General features: G+C 61.0%; 13 protein-coding genes and 1 riboswitch. Of the genes, 2 read left to right on the forward strand and 11 right to left on the reverse strand.

Annotated elements, in window-relative coordinates; translation table 11 throughout:
• The 7 genes from IAI51_RS07645 to IAI51_RS07675 form a co-directional block, all read right to left on the reverse strand.
• Positions 1 to 525 carry a TIGR02281 family clan AA aspartic protease gene (locus IAI51_RS07645; RefSeq protein ID WP_103304644.1) on the reverse strand — a complete coding sequence of 175 codons (525 nt, stop codon included), beginning with the start codon at positions 523 to 525 and terminating at the stop codon, positions 1 to 3.
• On the reverse strand, positions 522 to 1,511 hold the full coding sequence (locus tag IAI51_RS07650) for an esterase-like activity of phytase family protein (protein WP_187677903.1): 990 nt from the start codon (positions 1,509 to 1,511) through the stop codon (positions 522 to 524). The genes IAI51_RS07645 and IAI51_RS07650 overlap by 4 nt, the downstream gene beginning before the upstream one ends.
• Positions 1,511 to 3,418, reverse strand: a complete 1,908-nt coding sequence (parE, locus tag IAI51_RS07655) for a DNA topoisomerase IV subunit B (protein WP_187677904.1) — start codon at positions 3,416 to 3,418, stop codon at positions 1,511 to 1,513. The genes IAI51_RS07650 and parE overlap by 1 nt, the downstream gene beginning before the upstream one ends.
• A gap of 41 nt (positions 3,419 to 3,459) precedes the next feature.
• Positions 3,460 to 4,068, reverse strand: coding sequence for a YqiA/YcfP family alpha/beta fold hydrolase (locus tag IAI51_RS07660; protein ID WP_187677905.1), 609 nt, complete (start codon positions 4,066 to 4,068; stop codon positions 3,460 to 3,462).
• Positions 4,069 to 4,310: 242 nt separating this feature from the next.
• A complete protein-coding gene (cpdA, locus tag IAI51_RS07665; protein ID WP_187677906.1) occupies positions 4,311 to 5,126 on the reverse strand; it encodes a 3',5'-cyclic-AMP phosphodiesterase in 816 nt (271 codons plus the stop codon).
• A gap of 99 nt (positions 5,127 to 5,225) precedes the next feature.
• Positions 5,226 to 5,678 carry a DUF1249 domain-containing protein gene (locus IAI51_RS07670; RefSeq protein WP_187677907.1) on the reverse strand — a complete coding sequence of 151 codons (453 nt, stop codon included), beginning with the start codon at positions 5,676 to 5,678 and terminating at the stop codon, positions 5,226 to 5,228.
• Entirely contained in the window at positions 5,669 to 6,286 is a 618-nt protein-coding gene (locus IAI51_RS07675; protein WP_187677908.1) for an NUDIX domain-containing protein, read from the reverse strand. Before IAI51_RS07675 ends, IAI51_RS07670 begins: the two co-directional genes overlap by 10 nt.
• A 227-nt stretch (positions 6,287 to 6,513) precedes the next feature.
• Here IAI51_RS07675 and IAI51_RS07680 point away from each other — a divergent pair, with 227 nt between their 5' ends.
• Complete coding sequence (locus IAI51_RS07680) at positions 6,514 to 7,260, forward strand: RsiV family protein (protein ID WP_187677909.1); 747 nt, start codon at positions 6,514 to 6,516, stop codon at positions 7,258 to 7,260.
• On the opposite strand, the gene cytX is transcribed toward IAI51_RS07680, so the two are convergent.
• Together cytX and thiC are read right to left on the reverse strand one after the other, a co-directional pair.
• Positions 7,229 to 8,521, reverse strand: coding sequence for a putative hydroxymethylpyrimidine transporter CytX (cytX, locus tag IAI51_RS07685; RefSeq protein ID WP_187677910.1), 1,293 nt, complete (start codon positions 8,519 to 8,521; stop codon positions 7,229 to 7,231). The genes IAI51_RS07680 and cytX overlap by 32 nt on opposite strands.
• 150 nt (positions 8,522 to 8,671) lie before the next feature.
• Positions 8,672 to 10,561, reverse strand: coding sequence for a phosphomethylpyrimidine synthase ThiC (gene thiC / locus IAI51_RS07690; RefSeq protein ID WP_187677911.1), 1,890 nt, complete (start codon positions 10,559 to 10,561; stop codon positions 8,672 to 8,674).
• Between the two features lie 146 nt (positions 10,562 to 10,707).
• A riboswitch (TPP riboswitch) is annotated at positions 10,708 to 10,813 on the reverse strand.
• 206 nt (positions 10,814 to 11,019) lie between these two features.
• On the opposite strand from thiC, the gene IAI51_RS07695 reads away from it, so the two are divergent.
• Positions 11,020 to 12,453, forward strand: a complete 1,434-nt coding sequence (locus tag IAI51_RS07695) for a TolC family outer membrane protein (protein WP_187677912.1) — start codon at positions 11,020 to 11,022, stop codon at positions 12,451 to 12,453.
• A gap of 94 nt (positions 12,454 to 12,547) precedes the next feature.
• Here the strand turns inward: IAI51_RS07695 and waaA are convergent, their stop codons facing one another.
• Both waaA and IAI51_RS07705 read right to left on the reverse strand, forming a co-directional pair.
• A complete protein-coding gene (gene waaA, locus IAI51_RS07700) occupies positions 12,548 to 13,822 on the reverse strand; it encodes a lipid IV(A) 3-deoxy-D-manno-octulosonic acid transferase (RefSeq protein WP_187677913.1) in 1,275 nt (424 codons plus the stop codon).
• Between the two features lie 11 nt (positions 13,823 to 13,833).
• Positions 13,834 to 14,730, reverse strand: a complete 897-nt coding sequence (locus IAI51_RS07705) for a LysR family transcriptional regulator (RefSeq protein ID WP_187677914.1) — start codon at positions 14,728 to 14,730, stop codon at positions 13,834 to 13,836.
• Positions 14,731 to 14,790: the final 60 nt, after the last annotated feature.

A 14,790-nucleotide genomic window follows, 5' to 3' on the forward strand; every position in this document is an offset into this window, starting at 1 on the left:
TCATCGGTTCGTTGTCTGGCGCAGCAGCATGGTGCCACCGCGCTGAGTAAATTCAAGTTTGTTCAGGGCGCTCATGCCGAGCAGCACCTGATCACCATGCAGCCCCGGCGCCACCAGTGCGCGAACATCCCGCAGCACGATGTCGCCCAGTTGCAGGCGGGCAATTTTTGTCCGATAGCCCTGGCTCAGGCCATTGGCCGTGCTCAGGGTCACACCGAAACCTTCTTCCAGTTTCAAGCGTTTGGCCAGATCCGCCGGGATCGCCACATCGGTCGCGCCGGTGTCGAGCATGAACTCCACCGGCTCACCGTTGATCTGGCCGCTGGCGACAAAATGCCCTTGGGCATTGCTCGCCAGCTTCACTTCAATAAAGCCTTCGCCCTGCTCCGAACTCACGACGACGTTCGGATTCTGCTGGCGTTGTTCCCACTGGCCGAAAAACCGTGTGGCCAGAAAAAGTGCAGCACACCACGCCAGAATCATCAGCACCCGACCGGCGCGTTTACCCGGTGGTTGCTGGCTCATGGTTTGGCGCTCCAGCCACCTTCAGGGGCAGCGAAGCGCCAGATAACCGGCCGGACTTCACCGTCGGCACGCGGACCAAAATTGTTGTCGACGCCGATCCACGCACCTTCAGCATCAACGATCAGTGCCTCTTCCAGCCCGTAGTTCTGCGCGTAACGGCGGTTTGCCTGCAACAGTTCGGCGGCATACGACCAGCAACGCTCGACCTTGGCTGTCTGCGCATCACGGCGACAAATCTGGAAAGCGTTGCGTTCCAGGGTAAACAGTTTGCCGTTGAACAACGAAAGGTCGGAAAAGTCCCGATGAACCGCTTTGGCCTTGGGGAACTGCGACGGCTGCATCTCCTTGCCGCCCTCACTGAGCAGCACGCAGCGACCGTCGCAATCCCACACCGTCTGCTGGCGCTTGATCTTCAGCAGGCCACGGCTTTGCCGTTCGGCGGCCAGCCACATCTGATCGCCTGCCGGGTTGATCGCCAGGCCTTCCAAAATCGCGTTGAAATGCAGGAGCATGCCGCTGGCCCGCGCTTCGCGAACCAACATCGGCGAGATCTTCAGCCAGTTGGCCGGGCCGCTGACCGGCACCTGCAAAACGGCTGCATGGGCTTCGCTGACGATATAGCGATTGCCAGCGCTGTCGCAGCTGATGCCTTCGAAATCCAGATCGCCGCCACGGATGAACGATGCCGCCCATGTGCGCGAACTCAGGCCCCAGGGCAAGCCGCTGTCGGGTACTTTCGGCACATCAATGTGCACGGTTTCGGCCTGCCAGACCTGATCAGCAGTGTTGAGCCGGTAGATCTGATCGTCATCGCGATCCGACACCGTCCACAGTTCGGTGCCGCACAAGGCCAGCCCCGACAGGTTGCCGCCGCGCATGCCGTCGACCGGATGCTCGGACAGCACCCGCAGTTCCGGCGCTGGCTCTGCCAACACGGTCATCGAACTCAGCAGCAACACACCCGCCAAGGCCCAGCCAAACCGCATCAGGCCAGCACCTCGGCGAGGTTGCCTTTGGATTCGAGCCAGGTCTTGCGGTCACCGGCGCGTTTCTTCGCCAGCAGCATGTCCATCATTTCCGAGGTTTCGGCGAAATCTTCGCCCAGCGTCAGTTGCACCAGACGCCGGGTGTTCGGGTCCATGGTGGTTTCACGCAACTGCGGTGGGTTCATTTCACCCAGACCTTTGAATCGGGTGACCTGCGGCTTGCCGCGCTTCTTCTCGGCCACCAGACGGTCAAGAATCCCGTCGCGTTCGGCTTCGTCGAGGGCGTAGTAGATCTCTTTGCCAAGGTCGATGCGGTACAGCGGCGGCATTGCGACATAGACGTGGCCGGCATCCACCAGCGGGCGGAAATGCTGGACGAACAGCGCGCAGAGCAGTGTCGCGATGTGCAGACCGTCGGAGTCGGCGTCGGCGAGGATGCAGATCTTGCCGTAGCGCAGCTGGCTCATGTCGGCCGCGCCCGGATCGACACCGATGGCCACGGCAATGTTGTGCACTTCCTGGCTGGCGAGCACTTCGCTGCCGTCGACTTCCCAGGTATTGAGGATCTTGCCGCGCAACGGCAGGATCGCCTGGAACTCTTTGTCCCGCGCTTGCTTGGCGGAACCGCCGGCGGAATCACCTTCGACCAGGAACAGCTCGGAGCGCATCGGGTCCTGCCCGGCGCAGTCGGCCAGTTTGCCCGGCAGTGCCGGCCCCTGGGTGACACGCTTGCGCTCGACTTTCTTGCTCGCCTTGAGACGACGGCCGGCGTTATTGATCGCCAGTTCCGCCAGCGCCAGACCGGTTTCCGGGTTGGCGTTGAGCCACAGGCTGAACGCGTCCTTGACCACGCCGGAAACGAACGCCGCCGCTTCGCGGGACGACAAGCGCTCTTTGGTCTGGCCGGAGAATTGCGGCTCCTGCATCTTCATCGACAGGACGAAGGCGATGCGTTCCCAGATGTCTTCCGGCGCCAGCTTCACGCCGCGCGGCAGCAGGCTGCGGAATTCGCAGAACTCGCGCATCGCATCGAGCAGGCCCTGACGCAAGCCGTTGACGTGGGTACCACCCTGAGCCGTCGGAATCAGGTTGACGTAGCTTTCCTGCACCGCGTCGCCACCTTCCGGCAGCCACAGCAGCGCCCAGTCGACGGCTTCTTTATTGCCGGCGAAAGCGCCGCAGAACGGTTCATCTGGCAGACGTTCGAACTCACTGACTGCGTCGACCAGATAGGAACGCAGGCCGTCTTCGTAATGCCACTCGACTTTCTCGCCAGTGCCTTTGTCTTCGAAGCTGACCAGCAGCCCCGGGCACAGCACAGCCTTGGCCTTGAGCACGTGCTTGAGGCGGCTGATGGAGAATTTCGGTGAATCGAAATACTTCGGATCCGGCGCGAAGTACACGCTGGTGCCGGTGTTGCGCTTGCCGACCGTGCCGACGATTTCCAGCTCCGAGGCCTTGAAGCCGTCGTTGAAGGTCATCTGGTATTCGTTGCCGTCACGTTTTACACGCACCCGGACTTCAGTCGACAAGGCGTTGACCACGGAAATACCTACCCCGTGCAGACCGCCGGAGAACTGGTAGTTCTTGTTGGAAAACTTGCCACCCGCATGGAGCTTGGTGAGGATCAGTTCGACGCCCGACACGCCCTCTTCCGGGTGGATGTCGACCGGCATGCCACGGCCGTCGTCGCTGACTTCCAGCGAGTGGTCGGCGTGCAGGATGACCTGCACCGATGTGGCGTGGCCGGCCAGGGCTTCGTCGACGCTGTTGTCGATGACTTCCTGAGCGAGGTGGTTCGGCCGACTGGTGTCGGTGTACATGCCGGGGCGTTTACGCACCGGGTCGAGGCCCGAGAGGACTTCGATGGCGTCGGCGTTATAAGAGCTAGCGCTGGGAGTGGCCATAGGGTCTCGTCGTCAGTCATTCATGAAATAGGGGCAAGACATCACAGTGCGGTGAAATCGATTGCCTGATACACATCGGCGCCAATGCCGGCAAAACTCAGCAACGCCGGCAATTGCCCGGCAAAACCTTGAAAACTGTGATCACCGCCAGCCTGAATGCGCAAGGCACAGGCGCGGTAATACTGCTGGGCGAGGCGATAATCCAGTGTTTCATCGCCGGTCTGCAACCATACCTGATAGCGCAGCGCATCCTGGGGCGCCGGCACTTCCAGTTCGGCCAGGGCCGTTACGTGGTCGAGGGTCAATTCCCAGGCTTCATCGGTGTACAGGTTTTTCTGCGTCCCCAGATAACCGTCGAACATCCGGTGCGGACTGACGGCCGGGTTGACCAGCAGGGCTTTGAGGCCATGGCGCTCGGCCAAGTGAGTCGCATAGTAGCCGCCGAGTGAGCTTCCCACCAGCAGCGGCCGGCCCAGTTCGGCAATCGCTTGCTCCAACTGACCGATGGCTTCGCGCGGATGGTGATGCAGGGCGGGAACACGCAGTTGATCGCTCAAGCCCAGCCGCTCCATCACCGCGACCAGCTGACAGGCCTTTTTCGAGGCCGGGGCGCTGTTGAAACCGTGGATATAGAGGATCGAACCAGACATTTGAGCTCCCTGAGTGTCGGCGAAAGATAGCGGAGTTTACAGGGAGAAAGCCCCTCACCCTAGCCCTCTCCCGGAGGGAGAGGGGACCGAATGGGGGATATTTCAGAAGTACGCCGACCTGAAAGAGCTTCGCCGAATCCACAATCGACACAATCGCTCAGGTCGATGGATAACGCCAGACACCTCGGTCGGCCCCCTCTCCCTCCGGGAGAGGGCTGGGGTGAGGGGCTTTTGATTGGCAATCAGTAACCGTCAGACCCGTAATCAACGGTAAAAGCAAAACCGGTCACGCGCTCAACACCGGTTTCCAGCCGCCCATCCGGCAAAAGCCGTAACCAGCGATACCCCGGCGCCTGTTCGCCGACCATGAAGTCTTCACTGCCCGGTTCGAACTGAATGCAGGTCGACGGCGATGCCATCAAGCGCACGCCATTGCGCTCGCGGTCGATCTCCTGATGCACATGCCCCCACAACACCGCCCGCGCCTGTGGAAAACGATCCAGCACTTCGAAAAACGCCTCGGGATTGCGCAGGCCAATCGGCTCCATCCACGGGCAACCAATCGACACCGGATGATGATGGAAGCACACCAGATGATGGCGCTCGGGCGCTTCGCTCAACGAGCGGGCCAGCAACTGCAATTGATCGTCTTGAAGATATCCCGGCACTGAACCCGGCACAGCCGAGTCGAGCAAGGTCACGCGCCAGTTGCCGACATCGACCACCGACTCCAGCAGCGCACTCTGCACTGCCGCCACCGCCATGATCTGCGGCTCATCGTGATTGCCGGGAATCCAGCGCGCCGGCGCATCGATCTGCCCGCTCATTTCACGAAACTGCTGATACGACTCGAGGGTGCCGTCCTGCGAGATATCGCCGGTGGCCAGCATCAGATCAATCTGCGGCTGCTGCGCCAGCACCAACTCAATGACCTTCTGCAGGCTCTCCCGAGTATTCATACCCAGCAAGGTGCCGTCCGCTTCAGCGAACAGATGGCTGTCGGACAACTGCACCAGCAGCGCCGGATCGGCGGTGGTCAACGTGGATACGCTCGGCAAGGCGTTCTCCCAAGGCAAAAGCACGGAATCGGTCAAGTGCCGCAATTATGCTGGGGGATCACTGAAAGGGGAAACCGAGGAACCGGACGCAGTTCACAACTAGCGTACGACTTCGTACTCGTGCCCCAACGCCAGACAATGACTCAGCCATTCCCCCAGGAACAGATTGAGCTGAGCTTTTTCATCGGGCTGATGCATCGCGGCGTTCGGGTAAGGATAGATGCCGCGAAAGCGTCGTGCATGTTCGGCGCTGATCACCTCGGCCATCCGCGCGTCGTGATAAACCTGCACTTCCAGCTGCGGCACCGGCAGCCAAGGCAGGCTGTGTTCCTGACGCACTTGCAGCGTGGTGGTGTACGGGCAGGTTTGCAGCACTTCGAGGGCCAGCACGCCAAGCATCTGCTCGCCCTGGGTCACGGCGATGCGCCGCGCCTCGGGTTCGTTGCGCATGTCCGGCAACAGTCGCATCAGGCGCGCGTAGTTGGCCTCGCAGGCGGCTTGCAGCCCCGCGAGGTCGACTCGATAACGATCGCGCAGCTTGTTTACGACCATAACCCCCTCACTTCGGCGCGGTTCAGCGCCAGCCACTGCAAAGCGATGATGCTCGCCGCGTTGGCAATACGTCCGTCACGTACGGCTTGCAGGGCATCTTCGAACGCCCAGACCGTGACGCGGATGTCTTCGGCCTCTTCCTCTAGCCCATGCAGGCCGCCGACGCCATCAGTGCTGCAACGCCCCAGATACAAATGCACGAACTCGTTGCTGCCGCCCGGCGACGGGAAATATTTGGTCATCGGCCACAGGGCCTTGATGTCCAGCCCAGCTTCCTCCTGCGCCTCGCGGTGAGCAACTTCTTCCGGCTCTTCGTCCTTATCGATCAGACCGGCGACCAGTTCGACCAGCCAGGGATTGTCAGCCTTGCCCATGGCGCCGACGCGAAACTGCTCGATCAGTACCACTTCGTCACGCTGCGGATCGTAAGGCAACATGCACACGGCATCGTGGCGCACGAACACTTCGCGGTTGATTTCGCGGCTCATGCCGCCAGCAAACAACTCATGGCGCAGGTGCACGCGGTCGAGTTTGTAAAAACCCTCGTAGCATTTTTCACGCCGCACGATATCGACGGCGGTCGGAATGGCGTTGGCAAAGTCAGTCATGAGCATCCTCTTTACTGCAAATCCGTTACGAGGTTCCTGTTTGTTACTTGCAACCTCGACTTCGCGCCATCCTAACGCGCCCGCACCGATTGATGCAGCCCCTTTACCGTCAGCGGGATGGACGGTGGAGGCGAAACCCACTCTAATTAGCTTAGTGGCGAACTGACTGCTTCGTTGAGAGTCGAAGCGGTAACTTTTTGCCTTCCCCTGTTTCAGAAAGGACGCCCATGTCGCTTTTCAAAATTGCCTCCGTGGCCGCCATCGCCCTGACCCTGGGCGCGTGTGCGAGCCTGTTCCAGCCCAACTACCGTACGCCGCTGGAAACCACCCGCGATGCGTCGGAGCAGCTGAAAACCGGCTGCTCCAACCCTGACTGCCCACTGGTGAATATCGACACCCTGCGCTTCCCGGCAGAACCTGCTCTGGATGGCATCATCGAAAAACGCCTGCTGCAAATGACCCGCACCGAGGCGAACGCACCGGTGGCGCCGACGCTGGCGGCCTATCGCGAGCAGTTTCTGGCGAACGCCGGCCCGCGCAACAGCAGCTACCTGCAAGCGAAAGTACGCGAGCAGCATGACGGCTTGGTGATCATCGAATTGTCGAGCTACCTCGACACCGGCGGCGCCCACGGCACACCGGGTCGTGGCTTCATCAACTATTCGCGCCAGCAGCACAAAGTGCTGAACCTGTCCGACATGTTGATGCCGGGTCAGGAAGACGCATTCTGGAAGGCAGCGCAGGTTGCGCATAACAGCTGGTTGATCAGCACCAAGCTCGATCAGGAAGCGGAGTTCGTTTCGAGCTGGCCGTTCAAGAAAACCCCGAACGTGGCACTGACCTACGGCGCGGTGGTCCTCAAGTACGAAGTGAGCACCATCGCGCCTTACGCGCTGGGCCACGTCGAACTGAAGATTCCTTACCCGCGCCTGAACGGCATTCTCAAGCCTGAGCTGTTCCCCGGCCGTAACTGAAGGCACGACCGAGCACGAACTGCAGCAGCCCTGCCAGCACCAGCGCCGGCAGGGTTGCGCCGACATCCGGATACAGATTCGCCAGCAAATGGTAGGTGCTGACTCCACCCAGCCACGCCAACAACGCCGGCCAGCGCAACGCGGCTGATGCGACCTGACCGCTGCGTTTACGCAGAATGAAGTGATCCACCAGCACCACGCCGAACAGCGGCGCAAACACCGAACCGATCAGCAGCAGGAAATTCTGGTACTGCGCCAACGGCGCCAGCAGTGCGATCAGCGTGCAGATCACGCCGATGGCCAAGGCCAGATGCTCGACTTTCAAGCGCAACAGAATCCCGCTGGACACCGCCGCCGAGTGAATATCGGCAAAAGCGTTTTCCGACTCGTCGAGCAGAATCAGCAGCAGCGGAATGCCCAGACCGGCACCGGCCAGGGCCAGCAGCAGCGCATTGACTTCACCGCTCGGCGCAAACGCGAGGGTGTACGCCACGCCAAGGCTCATCAGCCAGAAGTTGCCGATATAGAAACCGATCGCTGTGCCACCGAACACATTCTTCGCCCGTTTGCCGAATCGCGAATAGTCGGCGATCAGCGGCAGCCACGACAGCGGCATCGCGATAGCAATGTCGAAGCCCACGGCGAACGGCATCGAACCATCACCGGCGCGTGCCCACAGAGCAGCCAGATCAGCCTTGGCGAACAGGTTCCAAGTGAGCCAGAGGCACGCCGCCAACAGCAGCCAGATGCCCCATTTGCGCAGGATCTGGCGGACGAACGTCAGCGGGCCGCTAACAGCGAGCAAAGTGGCCAGCGCGCCGAAGAACAGCGTCCACAACACCGGGTTCGACCACAGCGAACCTTCACTGAATGCGCGAGTGCCAAGCAGGCTGGCGGCATCGCGCATGACGATGATTTCGAACGAACCCCAACCGATCAGTTGCAGCAGATTGAGCAGCGCCGGCAGGCTTGCGCCTTTGCTGCCGAGGCTGAGTTTGAGCGCGGCCATCGACGACAGGCCGGTGTCGCTGCCGATCACGCCGACGGCGGCCAGCAGTAAAACGCCGACCAGCGTGCCGAGGAAAATCGCCAGCAGCGAACCGGACAGGCCCAGACCCGGCGCCAGCAGCGCACCGGTCTGTAGCACCATCAGGCCGATACCGAGAGAGAACCACAGGGAAAACAGATCACGACCGCCGAACACACGCCTGTCGGCGGGTATGGCGAGGTCGGGGGAATACGTGCCGGGTTGAATGCTCAAGGGTGTTATCTCAGAGGAATATTTTTTGTCATTGTGATCGTTCCCACGCTCCGCGTGGGAATGCCTCTAGGGACGCTCTGCGTCCAGTGACGCGGAGCGTCACGGGCTGCATTCCCACGCAGAGCGTGGGAACGATCAGTGAAAACCAGATCAGACTTTTTTGTACAGCTGACTGCCTTCCTTCTTGAACCGCTCGGCCTGTTCCGCCAGGCCTTGGGCGACGTCCACGTCGACTGCGTCGATCCGCTGGTTGGCCGCGTATTCGCGGACTTCCTGAGTGATCTTCATCGAGCAGAATTTAGGCCCGCACATCGAACAGAAATGCGCGACCTTGGCCGAGTCCTTGGGCAGGGTTTCATCGTGATACGAACGGGCGGTGTCCGGGTCCAGACCGAGGTTGAACTGGTCTTCCCAGCGGAACTCAAAACGCGCCTTGCTCAAGGCGTTGTCGCGGATCTGCGCGCCCGGGTGACCTTTGGCCAAATCCGCTGCGTGAGCGGCGATCTTGTAGGTGATGATCCCGGTCTTCACGTCATCCTTGTTCGGCAGACCCAAGTGTTCCTTCGGCGTCACGTAGCAGAGCATGGCGCAACCGAACCAGCCGATCATCGCCGCACCGATGCCGGAAGTGATGTGGTCATAGCCCGGCGCGATGTCAGTGGTCAGCGGGCCGAGGGTGTAGAACGGCGCCTCGTCGCAGCACTCCAGCTGCTTGTCCATGTTCTCTTTGATCAACTGCATCGGCACGTGGCCCGGGCCTTCGATCATGCACTGCACGTCGTGCTTCCAGGCGATTTTGGTCAGCTCGCCGAGGGTTTCCAGTTCGCCGAACTGCGCTTCGTCGTTGGCGTCGGCAATCGACCCCGGACGCAGACCATCGCCCAGCGAGAAGCTGACGTCGTAGGCCTTCATGATTTCGCAGATTTCATCGAAGTGGGTGTAGAGGAAGTTCTCTTTGTGGTGTGCCAGGCACCACTTGGCCATGATCGAGCCGCCACGGGAAACAATGCCGGTCACGCGTTTGGCGGTCAGCGGCACGTAGCGCAACAACACGCCAGCGTGGATGGTGAAGTAGTCGACGCCCTGCTCCGCCTGCTCGATCAGCGTGTCGCGGAACAGCTCCCAGGTCAGGTCTTCAGCAGCGCCGCCGACTTTTTCCAGAGCCTGGTAAATCGGCACGGTACCGATCGGCACTGGCGAGTTGCGGATGATCCACTCGCGGGTTTCGTGAATGTGTTTGCCGGTGGACAAGTCCATGACCGTGTCCGAACCCCAGCGAATGCCCCAAGTCAGTTTCGCCACTTCTTCTTCGATGGACGAACCCAGTGCGCTGTTGCCGATGTTGCCGTTGATCTTCACCAGGAAGTTACGGCCGATGATCATCGGTTCCAGTTCGGTGTGGTTGATGTTGGCCGGAATGATGGCGCGGCCACGGGCAATTTCTTCACGGACGAATTCAGGGGTGATGATTTTCGGCACGCTGGCGCCGAAGCTGTGCCCGGCGTGTTGCTGGTCCAGCAGCCCGGCGGCGCGAGCCACTTCGAGCTTCATGTTTTCGCGGATGGCGACGTATTCCATCTCGGCGGTAATGATGCCCTTGCGTGCATAGTGCATTTGGCTGACGTTGGCCCCTGCCTTGGCGCGGCGCGGGTTGTTGACGTGGGCGAAACGCAGCTTGGTCAGCTCGGCGTCAGCCAGGCGTTCCTGGCCAAAATTGGAACTCAAGCCAGGCAGGCGCTCGGTATCACCACGGGATTCGATCCACGCCGAGCGCACATCGCCCAAGCCTTTGCGCACGTCGATGATGACGTTGGGATCGGTGTACGGGCCTGAGGTGTCGTACACGACGACCGGCGCGTTGATCTCGCCGCCGAAGTCGGTCGGGGTCACGTCGAGGCTGATTTCGCGCATCGGCACGAGGATGTCCGGGCGAGAACCCTGAACGTAGACTTTTTGCGAACGGGTGAACGGCTTGACCGATTGTTCGTCGACCTTGGCCGAATCGCTCAGGTTGATCGCGTTTTTAGATTTTGTAGTCATCACGGGCTCTCCAGACAGCATCCAGGCAGTGGATTGTCGGAGCAGAACCTGAAAGGCACGGACGCACCAGGACTGGTGCTGTGCATCGTCGCCGAGCGTTCGATTGTCGAACAATTTCCCGGACGAAGCACAAGAGGACTCGCCGGGTGACGAGAAATCTTGTTCCCTACGCAGGCGCTAACCTGATCAGGTTCAACGGGATCCGAAATTATTCGATCTCAGCCTCATAGCAAGGCACCCCGACAAGAACCCGGCCAGTCTAGACACAACCGGCAAAGAACGCCAACACCGCGGCAAACACCATGATGAATGGCGCAATTGGCAGGACTTGCAGGATTGTTGCCGCTTCAATGCGCAACTACACTCGCCTTGCCCCGCTGCGCCTTGACGCTGCAGGGGCTGCGCCGTAGCCTTGGCGCGCACATTATTTCCATAATATTCATGCTAGGGATCGCCTCATGCTGCGCAAACTTTCACTGGCTCTTGCCGTGTCTTGTGCGTCCAACGCAATGGCCTGGGCAGCAGAAGCGCCCTTGTCGAGCAAAACCGATCTGGTCAGCGTCTATCAGGAAGCGGTCGACAACAACGCCGATCTGGCCGCCGCCCGCGCCCAGTATGGCGCGCAGAAAGAAGTGGTGCCGCAGGCCCGCGCCGGCTTGCTGCCGAACCTGTCCGGCGGCGCCGAAGTCGCCGACGTACGCACCTCGATCGACCAGCCTTCGGCCATTGCCAACCGCAGTGCGCATTCCTATCAGGCAACCCTTGCCCAACCGCTGTTCCGCGCCGATCGCTGGTTCCAGTTCCAGGCCGCCAAAGACGTCAATGAGCAAGCCGCGTTGCAACTGTCGGCTACCGAGCAGAACCTGATCCTGCAATCGGCCGAAAGCTACTTCAACGTGCTGCGCAGCCAGGACAATCTAGCCTCGACCAAGGCTGAAGAAGCGGCGTTCAAGCGTCAGCTCGACCAGTCCAACGAGCGCTTTGATGTCGGCCTGTCGGACAAGACCGATGTGCTGCAATCGCAAGCCAGTTACGACACCGCGCGGGCCAACCGGATCGTCGCGCAGCGTCAGGTTGATGATGCGTTCGAAGCGCTGATCACCCTGACCAACCGTCAGTACAACGCGATTCAGGGCATCGTGCACACGCTGCCGATCCTGCCGCCCGCACCGAACGACGCCAAGGCCTGGGTCGACACCGCAGCAAAACAGAACCTCAATCTGCTGGCTAGCAACTATGCCGTCAGCTCGGCCGAACAGACCTTGAAGCAGCGCAAGGCCGGCCATTTGCCGACCCTCGACGCCGTGGCCAAATACGAAAAGGGTGACAACGACGCCCTCGGTTTCGCCAACCCGAACGCCTTCGGCACGCCCTACCGTGGCAACGTCGAACAGAGCACGCTGGGACTGCAACTGAACATCCCGATCTACAGCGGCGGGCTGACCAGCTCGCAGGTGCGCGAGTCCTACTCGCGCCTCGATCAAACCGAACAGCAGCGCGAAGGCCTGCGTCGGCAAGTGGTGGAAAACACCCGCAACCTGCACCGCGCGGTGAACACCGACGTCGAACAGGTGCAGGCGCGCCGCCAGTCGATCATCTCCAACCAGAGCGCGGTGGAAGCCACGGAAATCGGCTATCAGGTGGGTACCCGCAACATCGTCGACGTGCTCGATGCGCAGCGTCAGCTGTACTCTTCGGTGCGCAATTACAACAATACCCGCTACGACTACATCCTCGACAACCTGCGCTTGAAGCAAGCCGCCGGCACGTTGAACCCGGGCGACTTGCAGGATCTGGCGCGTTATCTGAAAGCCGACTACAACCCGGACAAAGACTTCCTGCCGCCGGATCTGGCCAAGGCTGCCGAGGCGCAGCTCAGGGCGCGGCCTTAAGCCTTAAAAGCAAAAGATCGCAGCCTTCGGCGGTTCCTACATAAATTCTCTGTAGGAGCCGCCGAAGGCTGCGATCTTTTTGCTTTGCTACTGACTACTTGATCAACCTGCCCAACCCATCCAGCAATCGCTGCAAAGCGCCCTGATTGCGGCGCATCACCGCCAGCCCAGCCTCAGCCATGCGCTGCGCATCACGTGGCAGTTCGAACAAGCGCTGCACTTCCACCGCCAGCCCTTCAGCATCATCCACCTCGACCAATGCCCCGGCTTCGCGCAATTGCGCGGCGATGTCGAGGAAGTTGAACAGGTGCGGGCCGCTGAGCACCGGTTTCGCCAGGGCTGCCGGCTCCAGCAGGTTGTGCCCGCCGTTCGGCACCAGGCTGCCGCCGACAAAAGCGCTGTCCGCCAAGGCATACAGAAACAGCAATTCGCCCATGGTGTCGCCGAGCAGAACAGATGTTTCAGCCGCAACGTTAGCGCCGGTCGAACGGCGCACGGTGGCAAAACCTTCACGTTGGCACAGTTCGAACACCGAGTTGAAGCGCTCCGGATGACGCGGCACCAGAATCAACAGCGCATTCGGGTAGTTGGTCAGCAGTCGACGATGGGCATTCAGCACCACTTCGTCCTCACCTTCGTGGGTGCTCGCGGCGATCCATACCGGACGCTCCTGCGCCTGCCATTGGCCACGCAGTTCAGCGGCGCGTTGCAGCAGTTGCGGGTCGATGGTCAGGTCGAACTTGATCGAGCCGGTGACTTCGACAGTCTCAGAACGTGCGCCGAGATCGCGGAAACGCTGCGCTTCGGTTTCGGTCTGCACGGCGAAAAAACTCATCTCGGCAAGCATCGGCGCGGTCAGTTTGCTGAAGCGGCCGTAGCCCTTGGCTGAGCGTTCGGACAATCGACCGTTGGCCAGCGCCACCGGAATGCCGCGCTTGGCACATTGGTGAATGTGGTTGGGCCAGAGCTCGGTTTCCATGATCACCGCGAGCTTCGGCTGCACGCGATCAAGAAACCGCGCCGCCGCGCACGGCAAGTCGTACGGCAGGTAGCAATGCTGGATGCGCGGCTCGTCGGCGAACAGTGCGTGAATCCGCTCCGAGCCGGTTGGGGTCATGCAGGTCACGGTGATCGGCAGCTGTGGATAACGTTGCAGCAAGGCGCGAATCATCGGCGCCGCGGCAATGCTTTCGCCCACCGATACCGCATGTACCCAGATGCCGCCGGGTTGCAGTGTCGGCATGCCATAAGTGAAACGTTCGCCAATCCGTTTGGCATACGCCGGCGCCTTGCGCGCCCGCAGCCACAGCCGAATCGCCACCAATGGCAGCCCCAGGTAAAACAGCGCGGTGTAGAGAGTTCTATTCATGGCGCCGGAGTTTATCGACTTTTGTCGCCGATCGCCTGCAAGTGCACGGCAAAACGTTCTGCCAGCCAGCGGGCGGCCGGGCCGAGCGGCTCGTCGCGGCGCCAGACCAGTTCCACCACCAGCGCCGGCGGCGTCCATTCGCTGTCGAGCTCGACCATCAAGCCCTGATACGCCGAATACTGCACCACATGCCGAGGCAGCCACGCCCAGCCAAGATCCCGCACCAGCCATTCGGCCATCACGTAGAAACTGTCGGCGCGCCACACCTGCGGGCTGGCCGGCTCGTTGCCAGGATAAACGCTGGTTTGCGTGGACATCAGCAATTGCCGGTGTTGTGCTAGTTGCTGGCAGGTGACGTAGGGCTGAGTCGCCAACGGATGATTGATGCCGCAGACGGTGACCATTTCCACGCTGCCCAGCACCCGCCGCTCCAGCGCCTCGGGGATTTCATCGTGATAGAACAGCAGCCCGAGATCGGCGCGACGTTCGACCAGTTTGCGTGAAACTTCACCTTGGGCAGCGCTGGTCAGTTGCAACTCCAGACTGGGAAATTGCTCGGCCAGCGCGCCAAAACTTTCCACCAGCGCCTGATAGGGCATGGCTTCATCCTGCGCCACACGCAATTGCGCTTCCTGGCCGCGCATCATCGCCATCGCCCGACCGTTCAGGCGCTCGCATTGGCGCAAGACTTCGCGTGCCTCTTCCAGCAACGCATCACCCGCTTCGGTGAGGCTCGGCTGGCGGCCGCTGCTACGCTCGAAAAGGCTCACACCCAGATCGTCTTCGAGCATGGCGATGGCGCTGCTGATCGCCGACTGCGCCTTGCGTTGCTGGCGTGCGACGGCGGAGAACGAACGCTGTTCGGCGACATCGACAAATACCCGTAGCTGATCAAGATTCCACTGCATGCTGGCTTACCAACCCATCTTCAAAACAGATAGGTAATGACTTTACCCCATCTGGTGAGT

Source organism: Pseudomonas sp. N40(2020) (genome assembly GCF_014472415.1).
Classification (GTDB): domain Bacteria; phylum Pseudomonadota; class Gammaproteobacteria; order Pseudomonadales; family Pseudomonadaceae; genus Aquipseudomonas.